This window comes from Tessaracoccus luoxuelianae, from assembly GCF_054483915.1.
In genome coordinates, this window is sequence record NZ_CM137013.1 from 2,977,934 (window position 1) to 2,993,148 (window position 15,215).

Here is a 15,215-nt window from a genome sequence, read left to right on the forward strand (position 1 = left end):
CCGCGTGGAGATCACTCCCCGCGGGCCGGTCTGCTATTGGGTGGTCACCAGCCCATGGAGCCGGGCGCGCCCTTGAAGGGTCCGGTGACCGACGAGGTGACCCAACCTCCGTAGAAACCGCCGGGCTGGGGCGTCACCGTCTCCCCGCCGACCACGCACGCGTCCATCGGCCCGGCGTAGAGGGCCACATGATCCACGAGCGCCTCGAAGGGCGCCGTAGGCTCCGGGTAGTGCCAGGCCGCCGACGGCGCCGTGCGGCCCCCGCCATGCACGTCGAGGTACCGGGCCGCGCCCTTCCACTCGCAGAACGAGCGGCCCTCGGCCGGCCGGAGCGCGCCGTCGACGAAGCTCGACCTGGGCAGGTAGTACGTCGGCGGATGGCTGGTTTCCAGGACCTGCCAGGATTCCGATGTCCTGCAGATGACCTCGCCGCCGAGCATCACCTCGATCGGCAGGGTGCATCTCCGAAGGGCGGGTGGGCGGGGATAGTCCCACACCGATTCCTGGCCGGGGCCGGGCCGGTCGGGCCGTGGTCTGAACGCCATGCGTCGACGATAGCTCGGGCGCCCGGACCGCCCCGGGCGTGGGTCAGTCCCAGCCGGGATCTGCCGGGCCGTCGCCGTGGTCGGGGATCGGGAGCCGCGCCCCGCCCTGGCGTGCGGACTCGAACGCGACCACGCCCGGGAGCGTGAACCGGGCCGCCCGCCACGCGTTGACCGGGGGCTGCGTCCGGGTGGTCACCGCACGGACGAAGTCGTCGGCCAGGTAGTGGTGGCTGCCCTCGTGACCGTTGTGGGCGCCGTCGAACTCCCGCGGGAGCCGCGTCCGGTCCTGGACCTGGGCGCTGCCTGAGGCGAAGCTCTGCATCAGGGCAGGGTCCACGTCGCCGAAGCCCTCCGGCAGCTCGCCGGGCCCGGTGGCGAGGAGGTCGCTCACGTCGAGGGTCTCGCCCTTGGCGTAGTCCTCGCCCTCGGTCTTCACGCTCAGCGTCGCTCCGTCGCCGGACTGCTCGAAGACCTCCTCGGTGCCGTAGAAGCGGAAGCGGGACTCGTGGCCCTTCCAGTAGCCCACCCGGCGGAACTCGTTGGTGCGCATCGCGCCGCCGTCGGCGAGCTCGAACAGCGCGGTCATGTTGGAGAAGTCGTTGTCCCAACGCGAGATGGACTTGTCGAAGATTCCGTCGGTTCCGGTGTCGACGATGCCGAGGCAGGACACGGTGGTGGCGTAGGTGGGCAGCGCCCCGAGCACCCCGCCGATGGCGTGGGTGGGGTAGAGCATGGGCGGGAAGCTCGCGGTGGGCTTCCAGTCCTCACCGCCGCTGAACTGGTAGGCGGCGGAGAAGCCGTTGTCCATGTCGTGGACGTAATCACCCTCGGAGTAGAAGACGCGGCCGAAGCTGCCCTCGGCGACGCGGCTACGCGCGTAGATGACGGCAGGGTTGTAGTAGCTGGTCTCCCCCATCATGTAGATGAGCCCGGTCTCCTCGACCTTGGCGACGATGGCGGCGATCTCCTCGGCACTGATGGCCATCGGCACCGCCGAGTAGACGTTCTTTCCCGCCTCGAGCGCCTTGAGGGCCAGTTCACCGTGGCTCCAGCGCTGCGTCATGATGGCCACCGAGTCCACGTCGGAGGCCAGCAGGGCGTCGACGTCGGGGAAGCTGCCGGCCAGGCCGTGCTGCTCGACGTGCTGCGCGGCCCGCTCCGGGACGAGGTCCGTCACATAGACCTCTTCGACGGCTGGGTGCAGCTGCCAGAGGCTGATGAAACTCCGGGCGAACTGGCCGGTTCCGATGACACCGATCTTCATGAGGGTCACAGTCCTTTCGACTGATGCAATGGGTGGAGCTGATGCGTGATGCGTCCCCGCAGCGATGCGGTAGACACGAAGTTACCCGGGTAACCTTCCTGGCGCAAGCTGCTTTAGGATTGCTCTCATCGCCACGTCAGACAGGAGGCCGCTGGTGACCTCGGAACCCACGCAGCCCCGGAGCAGACCCCGCGCCGTGACCCGGAGCGACGTCGCGCGGTACGCCGGGGTCAGCACAGCCGTGGTCAGCTTCGTCGTGAACGGGGGCCCTAAGACGGTGTCGGAGGCCACGACGCAGCGCGTGCTGGAGGCCGTCGAGCACCTGGGCTACCGCCCCAACCGGACCGCCCGCGCCCTGTCACTCGGCAGCACCAAGACCCTGGGCCTGGTGGTGGGTGACACCACCAACCCGTTCTACGCGGAGTACACCCGGGAGCTGCAGCAGGCCGCGGCCGATGCGGGCTACGCCCTGCTCATGACCGCCGGTGGACCCGGCCCCGACGCCCACCTCCGTTCGATGCTCGACCTCTGCGACCGCCAGATCGACGGCCTGATCGTGACTCGGGCCACGGCGATGGGCAGGCTCGACGAGCTGCGCCGCCTCGGAGCGAGCCAGCCCGTGGTGATCATCGACTCGGCCGCGCCCGTCCCCGGCTACGCCACCGTCGGACCGGACGCCGCCCACGGGATGGCGATGGCGGTCGGGCACCTGCTGAGCGTCCACCACCATCAGAGCGTCTCCCTGATCATCGGTGAGTACGTCACGCCGGAGGCCGACGGGCGTGAGGAGGGATGGATGCAGGCGCACAGCGGCCGCGGACAGCACCCCGGCCGCGTGGTACGCACCTCCTTCACGCGCGACGGCGGCTACCGCGCCGGGCTCGAACTCCTCGGCAGCGATGACCGGCCGACGGCCGTGGTGACGAGCTCCGACCTGCAGGCCATCGGACTGTTAACGGCCGCCGACGAACTCGACCTGCAAGTACCGGGGGACGTCGCAGTCGTGAGCTTCGACGGCACCGAGGAGACCCGCTTCTCGGCTCCCCCGCTGACCACCGTCCGCCAGCCGGTTGTGGCCATGGCCGTCGCGGCGATCGACCTTGTGCTCCACCAGCGCCCGGAAGCCCACGAGACGTTCCCGATGGAGCTCGTCGTCCGCCGCTCCTGCGGGTGCGAGCCAGAAGCCCGCCTGCGGGAAGCTCGGGGCTAGTCTTCACACCATGACCGAGTCACCGGACGACCGACTGATCGAGGGACGCGAACAGCTGCTTCCCGAGGAACTGGCCGCAGGCACCGACGACCCAGAGGCTCAGGCGCGAGCGATCCTGGAGGAGTCCGAGGACCGCACCCTCCACCCTGAGAAGACACGTCGGGAGTCCACGCAGACGCCGGACTGAGATCGAGGACCACGCCCTCGGGGTCACCGGAGCCGGCTGCTTGTGCGGTGGATCTGGTGGCGTAGTCGACACCAGATCCGCCTCTTAGCAAGGCGGCCGCGCAGCAGCGCTGCACACGGCGGCTTTCGAGATCCCGCGAGGGTGGGGGGCGGCACGGCGGGCTTCTTCGGTATCAGGCCAGCCTTCGCCGCCGCACCAAGGTCTGAGCTCCCCGGGCAGGAGTCGAACCTGCTGCGCTAATCCTGATTCAAAGTCAGGCGGGCCCTACCGAAAGACCAACCGGGGAACGGCCCCGGAGGGCCTTGACAGAGTCTATACAGCCGCAGCCTGGGCGACCACCCGCCGTCAACGCACGGGCTCCGCCCCGCTCGGACCCTTCAGAAAAAGTCGTCGAAGAAAAAGTTGGCCGGAGCGATTCTGGAGGCCGAAATTGTCAGAGGTCGTTTCTATCGTGAGGGGTATGAAGACAACGGAGGCGCAGCACCTGGCAGACCAGCTGCGCGCCAATCGGATCACGAAACGACGGGCCGAAGCCGACGAGCTACGCCTGGTCAGCCAGCTGGCCGTGGGCTACCACCTAGACACCGAGGACGAGGTCCACGAGGCCCTCTACGAGCAGGACCTCCGGGTCGGCGGGGAGGGCTGCCCACTGATCTCGGAGTGGTTCGGCCTCGAACTGGCCGGGCTCCTGGGATGCACCACACGCCAGGCCGTCAGCCTGACCGGCCGCGCACTCAACCTTCGCTACCGGCACCCCACGCTGTGGACCGCCGTCCAACAGCTCCAGGTGGATCCCCACCGCGCCGCCGCGGCCGCGGGTCGTTGTGAATCGCTCCCCCGGGAGGTGGCCGACGCCCTGTCCACGCGCTGGTTGAAGCAGCAGCACCGGCTCAGCTGGACTGCGTCGATGAACCTGATCGACAAGCTGATCATCGAGGCCGCTCCCCAGCTCGCCGCCGAGGAGGAACGCCGGGCCCTGGAAGCCCGTCACGTGTCGATCTATGCGTACAGGGAGGGCTCCATGCAGGTCTCCGCCCAGCTCGACGTTCTGGATGCCAAGTACCTGGACGCCGCCATCGAACAGATCGCCGCGCTCCTCCCCGGCGCGGACCCAACCGCCGCCGGCGTCTCCAAGGCCGAGCTGCGGGCCCGGGCTCTGGGCGCTCTGGCCCACCCCGCCTATGCGCTGGCGCTGCAGCAGCAGGCCGCCGGTCAGCCGGCCCTACTCGACGCGGCCGCCCCAGGTCCCATCGCAGACCAGGATCCGGACGCGGAGCGCCACCGCCCACACCCTGCCGGCTGCACCGGGCACACCTGCGGCACCATCACCACGCCCTTGGAGAAGCTGCGCCCCGTCACCCAGGTGTTCGTTCACATCCCGGCCGCATCCCTGGCCGGCCTGAACGGCCCTGCCCGGGTCGAAGGCGCCGGCTCCCTCACGCAGGACACGCTGCGCCTCCTCCTCGGCGACAAGCAGGTGGTGGTCCGCCCGGTCATCGACCTGCCGGAGATTCCGGCCGAGGATCCCTATCGCCCCAGCCACCGGCTCCGCGAGGCGGTGATCCAGATATTCCCCACCGACGCCTTCCCCTACTCCCAGACACCCAGCCGCGGCCTGCAGCAGGACCACACCGTCGCCTACCGGGCGTCCGGACCGCCGGGGCAGACCTGGACAGGCAACCTCGCGCCCCTCAGGACGCGCATCCACCGAGCCAAGACCGCCGGCCACTGGCTCGCCCACCTGCAGAGTCCAGGCTGTGCGCTGTGGCGAAGCCCACTCGGCTACCTCTACCGCGTCACCCCGCACGGCACCGTCGCCCTCAACTGACCCCGGGCCTCCGCCCATTCGGCTCAGCCCGCCACCGAACCGGTGAGCGGGCCAGGAGCGCGCGCCCGAAGACGCGACGACTTATCCCCAGCCCGCGAAGTCGTCTGGGACATCGCCACGCGCGCGGCCCAGAGTGGGGGCACACTCGAATCTCTGAAGGGAGATCAACTCATGGACAAGGTGCGCTGCTTCGGGGCGGGCGACGAGCTGTATCAGGCCTACCACGACGAGGAGTGGGGGCGGCCCGTGCCGGACTCACCGGACGAGGCGGCACTGTTCGAGCGCCTCTGCCTGGAGGGGTTCCAGGCCGGCCTGTCCTGGCTGACCATCCTGCGCAAGCGCGAGGCATTCCGCGCCGCCTTCGCGGGGTTCCGGCCGGCGGCGGTCGCAGAGTTCGGCGAGGAGGAGATCGAGCGACTCATGGGCGATGCCGGAATCGTGCGCAACCGGGCCAAGATCACCGCGGCCATCGGCAACGCCCGGGCGCTGCTGGACATGCACGACGGTGGCCTCCGTCTGGCGGACCTCGTGGCCGAGCACGCCCCAGAGCCCCGCGATCGTCCACCGCTCACGTTTGCGGACGTGCCGACCCAGACACCAGGAACCGTCGCTCTGAGCAAGGACCTCAAGAAGCGCGGCTTCCGCTTCGTGGGCCCCACCACTCTGTACGCGCTCATGCAGGCGGTGGGGATGGCAGACGACCACATTCAGGGCTGCTGGCTGGCTCAGCCCACGGCGTAGCGCGGAGCCCAGGCCCAGACGCGCCGAAGGCCGGCCCCTCACGGGGCCGGCCTTCTCGGTGGGGTTCGAGTCACTTCTTGGACTTCTTGGACTTCTTCGACTTCTTGTCCTTCTTGGACTTCTTATCCTTCTTCGCCATGATGTCACCTCCTGTGCGTCAATGTCTCGTTGACACACGAGTCAACCATCGCTTGACGGATCTGTCAAGTATCCATTGACGCGTGTCGCGGGCTACGATGCGCACATGGCGGAGAAGAGTCAGGGCGATGCACGAGCCGCGGCGCTCGGCGCCCTTGACGCCGCGCGCCTCGCCCGCGAAGCGGCGGACCTGGCCGAGAACGCCGCCGTCCGCGACGCCCGCAGGGCCGGCGCCTCCTGGTCCCGCATCGGGGAGCTCTACGGACTGACGAAGCAGGGCGCCCAACAGCGGTTCAAGCGGGCCACCGGCCCCGAGTGACAGGCGTGGATCCGCCGTCGGGGCCGACCTCTGGCGGCCGTGAGACAATGGCACCCGTGTCCACCCGCCAACCTGCCCGCGCACGCCGTTCCCGCACCCGGATGACGGCCACGCAGCGCCGCGAGCAGCTGCTGGAGATCGCCCGCGAACTCTTCGCCGAGCGCGGCTACGAGGGCACCTCGGTGGAGGAGATCGCGGCGCGTGCCGGAGTCTCCAAGCCCGTGGTCTACGAGCACTTCGGCGGCAAGGAGGGCGCCTACGCCGTTGTGGTGGATCGGGAGACCCAGGTGCTGCACACCTCCATCAGGAGCGCACTGACCACCCCCGGTGCCGGATCCCGAGAGCTGCTGGAGAGAGGCGCGATGGCCCTCCTGGACTACATCGACGGCTGCCCCGATGGCTTCCGGATCCTCTCGCGGGACTCGTCGACGGGGCAGGCGAGCGGCTCGTTCGCCTCCATCCTCAGCGACATCGCCGCACAGGTGGAGGACATCCTGGCAGGCGAGTTCGAGCGCACCGGGCACGATCCCCAGTTCGCCGGCCTCTACGCCCAGGCCCTCGTCGGGCTGGTGGCGCAGACGGGTCAGCAGTGGCTGGAGAACCGCGAGCCGTCCCGGCAGGTGGTGGCGAGCCACCTCATCAACCTCGCCTGGAACGGCATGGCCCACCTTCAGGCCGAGCCGAGGCTGATCATGGAAGGCATCGACCGGCGCCGCGCCGGCAACACGCCCGAAGTTGAAGCCGAGGATCAGACCGAGCCGATCAGCAGCCGCCTCAAGTAGTCGGTCATCTCCGCCCGGTCATGCGGGTCCCACTCCGCGAGGAGCGCCTCCTCGAGCATCAGCAGCGACAGCAACGCCGCATCCACAAGCTCCAGCCCGGCAGCAGTGAGCGTCACCAGCATCCCGCGACCGTCGTAGGGATCGGGATCCCGCGTCACCGCTCCGCGCGCCACCAGCCGGTCCACCCTGTTGGTCATCGTGCCCGAGGTGACGTGGGTCTCGCGCAACAACTGCCCCGGCGAGAGCCTGTAAGGCTCACCGGCCCGGCGCAGGGCGGCGAGGACGTCGAACTCCCATCCCTCGATGGCGTGGGCGGAGAAGGCGCGCTTGCGGTGACCGGCCAGGATGCCGGCCAGGCGATCGATGCGCGACCAGATGTGCATCGGTTCCAGCGCCAGGTCGTCGCGCTCGCGCGCCCACGCGGTCACCACCTCGTCGACCTCGTCGCCGGTCATCCGAGCACCTGCGCTCCCTGCACCGGCCCGTAGGCGCGGCGGACGGCCCGGACCCCGCTGAAGACGCCGAGCACCTCGGCCAACTCATGGCTGTGCGCGTCGGAACCCGCCAGGAACGCGCACGTGGGCCCCGACCCGCTGACGATGGCGCCCAGCGCCCCGGCGCCCAGGCCGATCTCCAGGGTGCGGGCCAACGTGGGTTGCAGCGAGATCGCGGGCCGCTCCAGGTCGTTGATGAGCGCCGCCCCCACACCCGGGGCGTCGCCGGCCCGAAGCGCCTCGAGGAGCGCCACGGGGATGCTCGTGTCCTGGGGGCTGCACATCCGGTCGAACTCCTTGAACACCGCCGGCGTGGACAGCCCGGTGTGGGAGAGGGCCAACGTCCAGTGGAGGGTGCCGCTCGACATCACCGGGGTGAGGATCTCCCCTCGACCGGTGCCGATAGCAGTGCCGCCCAGCAGGAGGAACGGCACGTCCGAGCCGATCTGGGCAGCCAGGTCGTGCAGGTCCTCCCGCGTGGCGCCGAGCGCCCACAGCGCGTTGCACGCCACCAGCACCGCGGCCGCATCGGCCGACCCCCCGGCCATGCCGCCGGCCACCGGGATCCGTTTGCGCACCAGCAGGCTGACGCCCACGTCGTGGCGCCCGAAGTGCTCCGCGAGCAGCTTGGCCGAACGCATCGCCAGGTTGGTGTCGTCGATGGGGAGGAACGCGGCGCCCTCGCCCTGGAACGCGAGCCGGAACTCGCCCGCGGGAGCCGCTTCGGCCACCACCTCGTCGCCGAGGGAGACGGCCTGGAAGACGGTGCCCAACTCGTGATAGCCCTGGGCGTCGGTCCCGCCGACCCGCAGGGCGAGGTTCACTTTCGCGGGCACGCGAACCCTGACCGCCGTCACCCCCTGAACGTAGCGCAAACCGCGCCGCGGGCCCAGTGGCGTCCGTCAGCCAGAGACCCGCTCGGCAATCGCCGCGAACGCGGCCACGTCCAGCATCTCGCCGCGCAGCTGGGGATCCACACCCGCCGCTTCGATCAGCTCCGACGCTGCCGCCGACGACCCGATCAGCCCCGCCAGGGCCGCGCGCAGCATCTTGCGTCGCTGCGAGAACGCCGCGTCGATCACCCGGAAGGTGTCCTCGCGGGACGCCGTCGTCGCGGGCGCCGGGCGGCGCGTGATCCGCACCAACCCGGACTCCACATTGGGCACCGGCCAGAACACCTTGGGGGGCACCGTGCCCACCCTCGCGGACTCGGCGTACCAGGCCACCTTCGCGCTGGGCACGCCGTAGACCTTGCTTCCAGGCGGCGCCACCAGGCGGTCCGCCACCTCCAGCTGCACCATCACCAGCCCATCGGTCCAGTCCGGGAACAGCTCGAGCATGCGCAGCAGGACCGGCACGGAGACGTTGTAGGGCAGATTGGCCACCAACGACGACGGCGCGGGCCCCGGCAGCGCATCCACCTGGAGCGCATCCGCGGCCACCACCGTCAGCCGCTCGGCTGCATCCTCGCCCATCCGCTCGCGCACGGTCCGCTCCAGCCGCGCGGCGAGCCGCTCCTCGATCTCGACGGCGACCACCCGGGCACCGGTCTCCAGCAGCCCCAGCGTCAGGGACCCGAGCCCGGGCCCGATCTCCAGCACCACATCCTCGGCCGTCACGCCGGAGAGGGCGACGATCCGCCGGACCGTGTTGGGGTCCACCACGAAGTTCTGCCCCCGCTGCTTGGTGGGGCGCAGGTCCAGCTCCGCCGCGATGCGGCGCACCGAGGCCGGGTCCAGCAGTCCGAGCTCAGGCATCCGTCCCCCACTCCCCGTACGCCGCGGCAGTGTTGGTGACGATCCGGTCGCAGAACTCAGCCAGCTCCACCCCGAGCAGGTCCGCAAGGAACCGGACGGTGTGCGGCAGCAGGTAGGGCGCGTTGGCCTTGCCCCTTCGGGGTGCCGGGGTGAGATACGGCGCGTCGGTCTCGACGAGGATCCGGTCCAGCGGCGTCGCCAGCGCTGCGTCGCGCAACGCCCCGGCCGAGCCGAAAGTGACCACCCCGGGGAACGACAGGAACGCCCCTCGCTCCACGCAGCGCCGCGCGAAGTCGGCGTCGCCGGAGAAGCAGTGCATCACCACCCGGCCCGGGAGGCCCTCGTCGTCGAGCACGCGCAGGATGTCGTCGTGGGCGTCGCGGTCGTGGATCACCAGCGTCCGCTCGTAGGTCTTCGCCCACCCGATGTGCGCCCGGAAGGACACCTCCTGAGCCTCCTGGCCCGCCGCTTCGCGCGTCCGGAAGTAGTCCAGGCCGGTCTCCCCCACCGCGACCACCTCGGGCGCCGCGACCAGCGGCTCCAGCTCCGCCAGCACCGCGGCGAGACCCGCGGCCCCGTCGCGGAGGAACACCCGGGCCGCGTCGTTGGGGTGCAGCGCCACTGCGGCGCGCACCGCGGGCTGGCGCTCGGCCAGCTCGATCGCCGCCCGCGACGACTCCACGTCACAGCCCACCTCGATCACCCGCGACACCCCCACCTGGGCGGCCAGCCGAAGAGAGTCACCCACCGGCAGACCCGAATACTCGTGGGTGGACCACAGGTGGGTGTGGTTGTCGACGACGGGCCGGGGCAGCGCCTCCGGCAGGGGCGGCAGGCCGAGGGTGTCGAGGGGATTCACTTGGCGCTCTCCTTGTCTGCCAACGCAGCCGCGTACAGCTCCTTGCGGTTGGCTCCGGTGACCTTCGCCACGTCCGCCACCGCCTCGGACAGTCTCGCACCACCGGCCCGCGCCCGCCGCACCAGCTCCAACGCGTCGTCAGCCGATGCCGTCGACGGCGGCGCCCCGGCAACCACGACGGTGACCTCGCCGCGCACCCCGCCCCCAGCCCACTCGGCCAGCTCGGCCAACGGCCCGCGAATCACCTCTTCGTAGGGCTTGGTGAGCTCGCGGCACACGGCCGCGGGACGGTCCGGGCCCAGCTCGCGGGCGCCGTCGCGGAGGAACTCCTCCAGGCGGTGGGGGGCCTCGAAGAACACCATCGTGCGCTCCTCGCCTGCCAGGGCCGCCAATCGACGGCCCCGCTCGCCGGCCTTGCGGGGCAGGAACCCCTCGAAGCAGAACCGGTCCACGGGCAGCCCGGAGACGGCCAACGCGGTCAGCACCGCGGAAGGCCCGGGCACGGCGGTCACCCGAAGGCCGGCGTCGATGCAGGCCACCACCAGCCGATACCCCGGGTCGCTGACCGACGGCATGCCGGCATCGGTCACCAGCACCACCCGCTGCCCCGCCGCGACGGCGGCCGCGAGCTCGACGGTGCGGGAGGCCTCGTTGCCCTCGAAGTAGCTGACCACCCGCGCCGTCGGCTCGATCCCCAACCGCTTGGTGAGCAGGAGGAATCGGCGGGTGTCCTCCGCCGCGATGACATCCGCCGAAGCCAGGGCGGTGCGCAGGCTCTGGCTGGCGTCGTCGGAGGACCCGATGGGCGTGGCCGCCAGGATCAGGGCTCCGTCGGGAAGGGGGTGCATGAGCTCAGCCTATGATGCATGGGTGCTGACCACGCTCCAGGCTCTCGACGACGGCCGGCTCCGCGACCGCACCGCCGGATGGGTGGTCACCCTCAGCATCACGCTGATGGCGTTCCTGCTGCGCTTCCACAACCTGGGCCAGCCCCACGCCATCATGTTCGACGAGACCTACTACGCCAAGGACGCGTGGGCGATCCTGCAGTCCGGCTACGAGCGGCAGTGGGTCGAGGACGCCAACGACATGATCCTGGCCGGGGACCTCTCCGGCATGAAGGAGGCGGCCGCCTACATCGTGCACCCGCCGGTGGGGAAGCTGCTCATCGCGGCCGGCGAGGCGATGTTCGGCATGAATCCCTTCGGCTGGCGGTTCATGGCGCTGATCTTCGGCACGCTGCTGGTGTTCTTCACCATCCGGATGGCCCGGCGCCTGTCGCGCTCCACGCTGATCGGCGGCGTCGCGGGGCTGCTGATCACCTTCGACGGCTTGGCCTTCATGATGAGCCGCATCGCCCTGCTGGACATCTTCCAGGCCACCTTCGCGGTGGCGGGTGTCGCGGCGCTCGTGGCGGACCGGGACTGGATGCGCCACAAGCTCGCCGCCCACCTGCGGGCCCACGACCTGCCGGACCTGGGCGGCTCGTTCGGGCCCCTGCTGCTGTGGCGGCCCTGGCGCGTGGCGGCCGGAGTGATGCTGGCTCTGTCGGTCTCCGTGAAGTGGAACTCGCTGTTCCTCATCGCCATGTTCGGGATCGTCGTCGTCTTCTGGGACCTGGGCGCGCGGCGGCTGGCCGGCGCCGGGCGCGCCCAGTGGTGGTCGGTGCTGGTGGACGCCCCGATGGCGTTCGTCAACCTGGTGGTCGTGGTGGTGCCGATCTACCTCGGCTCCTGGTTCGGCTGGTTCACTACCGACGGCGGCTACTACCGCGGCTGGGGCGCGGACAACCCGGAGGACCCCGTCGTGCAGCGCTTCGGCGAGGCGCTCGGCTCACTGTGGCACTACCACGTTGAGATGTACCGCTTCCATACCGGCGACGGGATGATGGTGGATGCCACCCACTCCTACGAGGCCCACCCGGCCGGCTGGCTGTTCCTACAGCGCCCCATCGCGATCTACGCCGTCAACGACATCGAGCCGGGGGTGGACGGCTGCGAGGCCGTGGGCACCACCTGCGTGAGCATCGTCAACGGCATCGGCACCCCGTTGTTGTGGTGGGCGGCGGCGCTCGCGCTGGGCGCGGGGCTGGTGTGGTGGCTGATGGGCCGGGACTGGCGGTTCTCCGTTCCGCTGCTGGCCGTCGCGGCCACCTACCTGCCGTGGTTCCGCTACGCCGGCCGGCCCCTGTTCTTCTTCTACGCCATCATGATCATCCCGTTCAGCGCCACGGTGCTGGCGATGGCCCTGGGCAAGATCCTGGGCCCGGCCCACCATCCTCGACGGCGCGTGCGGGCGATGGCGGTGGGCGTGCTGCTGGCCCTGATCATCCTCAACTTCGCGTTCTTCTACCCCATCCTCACCGCTGAGATCATGACGCGGCCGGCCTGGCTGATGCGCATGTGGTTCGGCAACGCCTGGATCTAGGCGGTCTCCGGACTAGCCCTCCGCGCCGCGCTGCCTGAGCAGCCGGGACCCGTAGGCGCGCATCCTGCTGAACCGCGGCAGGGCGTTGGCCGGCGAGTCCCCCAACAGCAGGCCGGCCAGGTAGTAGCCGCTGGCGGTGCCGTTCATCAGCTCACCGCGACCGTTGCCGCGCGCGTAGAACCCGCCCGGGATCGCGGAGGCACCGACCACGGGGCGGCCGTGGTCACTGGGATCGATGGCCATCCGGCCCGTCTCGAGGGCCGAGGCGCCCAGCTCCGAGCGCGCCCACTGCGCCAGCCCCGCCGTCGCGGCGTCGATCGACGAGAGGCTCACCTTCTGGCCCACCACGAGGGCGGCCTCCCCCACCGGTCGGATCATCCACGCGGGCCCAGTGGCGTGCAGGCTCACCTCCGTGCGGGGGCGGGCGGGGATGCAGCGAAGCACCGGAACCCACTGCGCCGGGCCGATGCGCGCAGCCCTCCCCCACGGGCTGATGCCCAGGGTGTCGATGAGGGCGACTCCGCCCACGGAGCCGGCGTCTCGCACCCAGGCCAGGTTGTTGCGGAACCCGATCCGGGTGATGCCCTCGCGTCGCGTCAGGTGGGTCACGGTCACCTCGTGCACCACCTGGGCGCCCGCGGCCACAGCCGCAGCCCTCAGCAGCCGGGCGTACTCGTCGGTGTCCACGCACAGCGCCTGGGTGACCAGTGCCGCCCCGCCAGGCCCGCCGTCGACCTGCGCCTCCGCGCCCGCGGTGCGGAACAGCTCCGCCACCTCCCGCGTCTCCCGCTCGTCGCCCCCGGGCAGCGAACTGTCGCGGAGCGTCATGGTGGTCAGGCCGGGATGGATCTGCCTGATCTCCGCCATGGCGGCGAGGTTGCGCCGGGCGTGCTCCAGCGCGCCCGCGACCCCGTAGGCGATGGTCATGGTGGCCACGGTGGACGCGTGGCCCAACGCCGCGACCCCGTGTCCGATCGCGGCGCTGCGGAACTCCTGGTTGGGGTCGAGCACCAGCACGTCGTAACCCTCTGCCGCCAAGCGGCGGGCCACGGTCAGCCCCGCGACGCTCGCCCCCAGGACAACCACGTCGTGTGCCATGGGTTCAGCCTAGCCCGAGACCACGACGGCGGGACCGGTGACAGGCCCGCCACGCGAAGGCAGTAAAGTCTGGCCGACGAAAGGAAGCGCCCCATGTGGAAGCTGCACAACAACGGAATTCTCGCCCCGGACGCGGTGGTGAAGCCGACGGAGAGGCTCAGTTGGGGCCGCACCGTCGGGCTCGGTGCCCAACACGTGGTGGCGATGTTCGGCGCCACGTTCGTGTTCCCGCTGCTGATGGGCCTCAACCCGCAGCTCGCGGTGATGATGTCCGGCGTCGCGACGCTGGTGTTCCTGTTCGCGGTCCAGCACCGGGTGCCGAGCTACCTGGGATCGTCGGCCTCCTTCGTCGGCGTGGCCACCGCGATCTACACCGCCGGCGGTGACCCCGCGGACCTGACGGGTGCGCTGTTCGTGGTGGGCCTGACCCTCTTCATGGTGGGTCTCATCATCCACTTCGCGGGTGCCCGCGTGATCCACAAGGCGCTGCCGCCGGTGGTCACCGGCGCCGTCGTGATGCTGATCGGTTTCAACCTGGCCCCTGTGGTCGCGTCGGTCTACTGGCCGGTGGATCCGTGGGTGGCGTTCACCGTGATGCTGATCGTGATCGCACTGAGCATCGGGCTGCGTGGCTTCATGGGCCGCATCGCCATCTTCCTGTCGTTGATCATCGGATACGTCCTCAGCTGGGTCTTCGACCTGGTCCTCGGGCCCCTCCAGCGCGTCGCCGAGGACGGCACGGTCACCGAGCAGCTGCGCGTGAACTGGGCCCCGGTGGCGGAGGCCAACTGGTTCGGCCTCCCGCCGGTCAGCGATCTGGCGAACTGGACCTATGGCGCCACGGACAACGTGGTGGGCTTCCACCTGCCCAGCTTCTCGTTCGCGGCCATCATCGTGGCGCTGCCCGTCGTGATCGCGCTCATCGCGGAGAATACGGGACACGTCAAGGCGGTCGCCGAGATGACCGGCGAGGACCTGGACCCCGTCATGGGCCGGGCCATCGCGGCAGACGGCGCGGGTTCGATGATCGCCACCCTCGTCGGCGCCGGCCCCACCACCACCTACGCGGAGAACATCGGCGTCATGGCCGCCACCCGCGTCTACTCCACAGCCGCCTACGTGGTGGCTGCCCTGGTGGCCATCCTGTTCGGCTTCTCCCCGAAGTTCGGCGCCGTCATCTCCGCCACCCCGAGCGCAGTGCTGGGCGGCATCACCGTCGTCCTCTACGGCATGATCGGCCTCCTCGGCGCGAAGATCTGGAAGGAGAACGGGGTCGACTTCGGCAACCCGCTCAACCTGATCCCTGCCGCGGCGGGCATCATCATCGGTGTCGGCGACGTGCAGCTGCCGTTGGGTGACGACTTCAGCATCGGAGGCATCGCACTCGGCACCATCGTGACGATCGGGATCTACCACCTGGCCCGGGTCATCGCGCCGCGAGAGATGCGTGAGAGCGCCGACGGCGCCTCGCTCATCTACGACGCCCCCGGCATCTACGTCGACGAGGACGACGACTCGCCCCGCTGAGGCTCGGACGGCCCCGCGGCCCTTTGCCGCGGGGCGATA

At 70.4% G+C, this 15,215-nt stretch carries 16 protein-coding genes and 1 tRNA gene; 8 read left to right on the plus strand and 9 right to left on the minus strand.

The window, feature by feature from the left end; genetic code table 11:
• Positions 1–44: 44 nt before the first annotated feature.
• Both ACX1D1_RS13710 and ACX1D1_RS13715 read right to left on the minus strand, forming a co-directional pair.
• Positions 45–545: a DUF427 domain-containing protein gene (locus tag ACX1D1_RS13710; protein ID WP_459054904.1), complete on the minus strand. Its 501-nt coding sequence runs from the start codon at positions 543–545 to the stop codon at positions 45–47.
• A gap of 43 nt (positions 546–588) precedes the next feature.
• Positions 589–1,809, minus strand: coding sequence for a Gfo/Idh/MocA family protein (locus ACX1D1_RS13715; RefSeq protein ID WP_459054905.1), 1,221 nt, complete (start codon positions 1,807–1,809; stop codon positions 589–591).
• Positions 1,810–2,005: 196 nt separating this feature from the next.
• Between ACX1D1_RS13715 and ACX1D1_RS13720 the strand changes: the two genes are divergently transcribed.
• Both ACX1D1_RS13720 and ACX1D1_RS13725 read left to right on the plus strand, forming a co-directional pair.
• The gene (locus ACX1D1_RS13720) at positions 2,006–3,019 is read left to right on the plus strand and encodes a LacI family DNA-binding transcriptional regulator (protein WP_459054906.1); all 1,014 of its coding nucleotides are present in this window, start codon (positions 2,006–2,008) and stop codon (positions 3,017–3,019) included.
• A 10-nt stretch (positions 3,020–3,029) separates the two neighbouring features.
• A complete protein-coding gene (locus ACX1D1_RS13725; protein WP_459054907.1) occupies positions 3,030–3,206 on the plus strand; it encodes a hypothetical protein in 177 nt (58 codons plus the stop codon).
• 207 nt (positions 3,207–3,413) lie between these two features.
• Here ACX1D1_RS13725 and ACX1D1_RS13730 read toward each other — a convergent pair.
• Positions 3,414–3,492, minus strand: a tRNA-Gln gene (locus ACX1D1_RS13730).
• A 174-nt stretch (positions 3,493–3,666) separates the two neighbouring features.
• On the opposite strand from ACX1D1_RS13730, the gene ACX1D1_RS13735 reads away from it, so the two are divergent.
• The 4 genes from ACX1D1_RS13735 to ACX1D1_RS13750 all read left to right on the plus strand — a co-directional run bounded on the left by ACX1D1_RS13735 (position 3,667) and on the right by ACX1D1_RS13750 (position 7,014).
• A complete protein-coding gene (locus tag ACX1D1_RS13735) occupies positions 3,667–5,034 on the plus strand; it encodes a 13E12 repeat family protein (protein WP_459054908.1) in 1,368 nt (455 codons plus the stop codon).
• 171 nt (positions 5,035–5,205) lie between these two features.
• Complete coding sequence (locus ACX1D1_RS13740) at positions 5,206–5,775, plus strand: DNA-3-methyladenine glycosylase I (RefSeq protein ID WP_459054909.1); 570 nt, start codon at positions 5,206–5,208, stop codon at positions 5,773–5,775.
• 244 nt (positions 5,776–6,019) lie between these two features.
• The gene (locus ACX1D1_RS13745; RefSeq protein WP_182798602.1) at positions 6,020–6,232 is read left to right on the plus strand and encodes a hypothetical protein; all 213 of its coding nucleotides are present in this window, start codon (positions 6,020–6,022) and stop codon (positions 6,230–6,232) included.
• 101 nt (positions 6,233–6,333) lie between these two features.
• A complete protein-coding gene (locus ACX1D1_RS13750) occupies positions 6,334–7,014 on the plus strand; it encodes a TetR/AcrR family transcriptional regulator (RefSeq protein ID WP_459056593.1) in 681 nt (226 codons plus the stop codon).
• Here ACX1D1_RS13750 and ACX1D1_RS13755 read toward each other — a convergent pair.
• From ACX1D1_RS13755 to rsmI, 5 genes are all read right to left on the minus strand, one after another.
• Positions 6,981–7,469: a MarR family winged helix-turn-helix transcriptional regulator gene (locus ACX1D1_RS13755; RefSeq protein ID WP_182798604.1), complete on the minus strand. Its 489-nt coding sequence runs from the start codon at positions 7,467–7,469 to the stop codon at positions 6,981–6,983. The two genes, ACX1D1_RS13750 and ACX1D1_RS13755, sit on opposite strands and share 34 nt — an antisense overlap.
• Positions 7,466–8,344: a 4-(cytidine 5'-diphospho)-2-C-methyl-D-erythritol kinase gene (locus ACX1D1_RS13760; protein WP_459054910.1), complete on the minus strand. Its 879-nt coding sequence runs from the start codon at positions 8,342–8,344 to the stop codon at positions 7,466–7,468. The genes ACX1D1_RS13755 and ACX1D1_RS13760 overlap by 4 nt, the downstream gene beginning before the upstream one ends.
• Positions 8,345–8,410: 66 nt before the next feature.
• The gene (rsmA, locus tag ACX1D1_RS13765) at positions 8,411–9,265 is read right to left on the minus strand and encodes a 16S rRNA (adenine(1518)-N(6)/adenine(1519)-N(6))-dimethyltransferase RsmA (protein ID WP_459054911.1); all 855 of its coding nucleotides are present in this window, start codon (positions 9,263–9,265) and stop codon (positions 8,411–8,413) included.
• A complete protein-coding gene (locus ACX1D1_RS13770) occupies positions 9,258–10,124 on the minus strand; it encodes a TatD family hydrolase (protein WP_459054913.1) in 867 nt (288 codons plus the stop codon). The genes rsmA and ACX1D1_RS13770 overlap by 8 nt, the downstream gene beginning before the upstream one ends.
• The gene (rsmI, locus tag ACX1D1_RS13775; protein ID WP_182798608.1) at positions 10,121–10,972 is read right to left on the minus strand and encodes a 16S rRNA (cytidine(1402)-2'-O)-methyltransferase; all 852 of its coding nucleotides are present in this window, start codon (positions 10,970–10,972) and stop codon (positions 10,121–10,123) included. The genes ACX1D1_RS13770 and rsmI overlap by 4 nt, the downstream gene beginning before the upstream one ends.
• Between rsmI and ACX1D1_RS13780 the strand changes: the two genes are divergently transcribed.
• Positions 10,971–12,551 carry a dolichyl-phosphate-mannose--protein mannosyltransferase gene (locus ACX1D1_RS13780; RefSeq protein ID WP_255421954.1) on the plus strand — a complete coding sequence of 527 codons (1,581 nt, stop codon included), beginning with the start codon at positions 10,971–10,973 and terminating at the stop codon, positions 12,549–12,551. The genes rsmI and ACX1D1_RS13780 overlap by 2 nt on opposite strands.
• A gap of 12 nt (positions 12,552–12,563) precedes the next feature.
• Here the strand turns inward: ACX1D1_RS13780 and ACX1D1_RS13785 are convergent, their stop codons facing one another.
• The gene (locus ACX1D1_RS13785; RefSeq protein ID WP_459054915.1) at positions 12,564–13,649 is read right to left on the minus strand and encodes an FAD-dependent oxidoreductase; all 1,086 of its coding nucleotides are present in this window, start codon (positions 13,647–13,649) and stop codon (positions 12,564–12,566) included.
• A 93-nt stretch (positions 13,650–13,742) separates the two neighbouring features.
• Between ACX1D1_RS13785 and ACX1D1_RS13790 the strand changes: the two genes are divergently transcribed.
• A complete protein-coding gene (locus ACX1D1_RS13790; RefSeq protein ID WP_182798610.1) occupies positions 13,743–15,176 on the plus strand; it encodes a uracil-xanthine permease family protein in 1,434 nt (477 codons plus the stop codon).
• Positions 15,177–15,215: the final 39 nt, after the last annotated feature.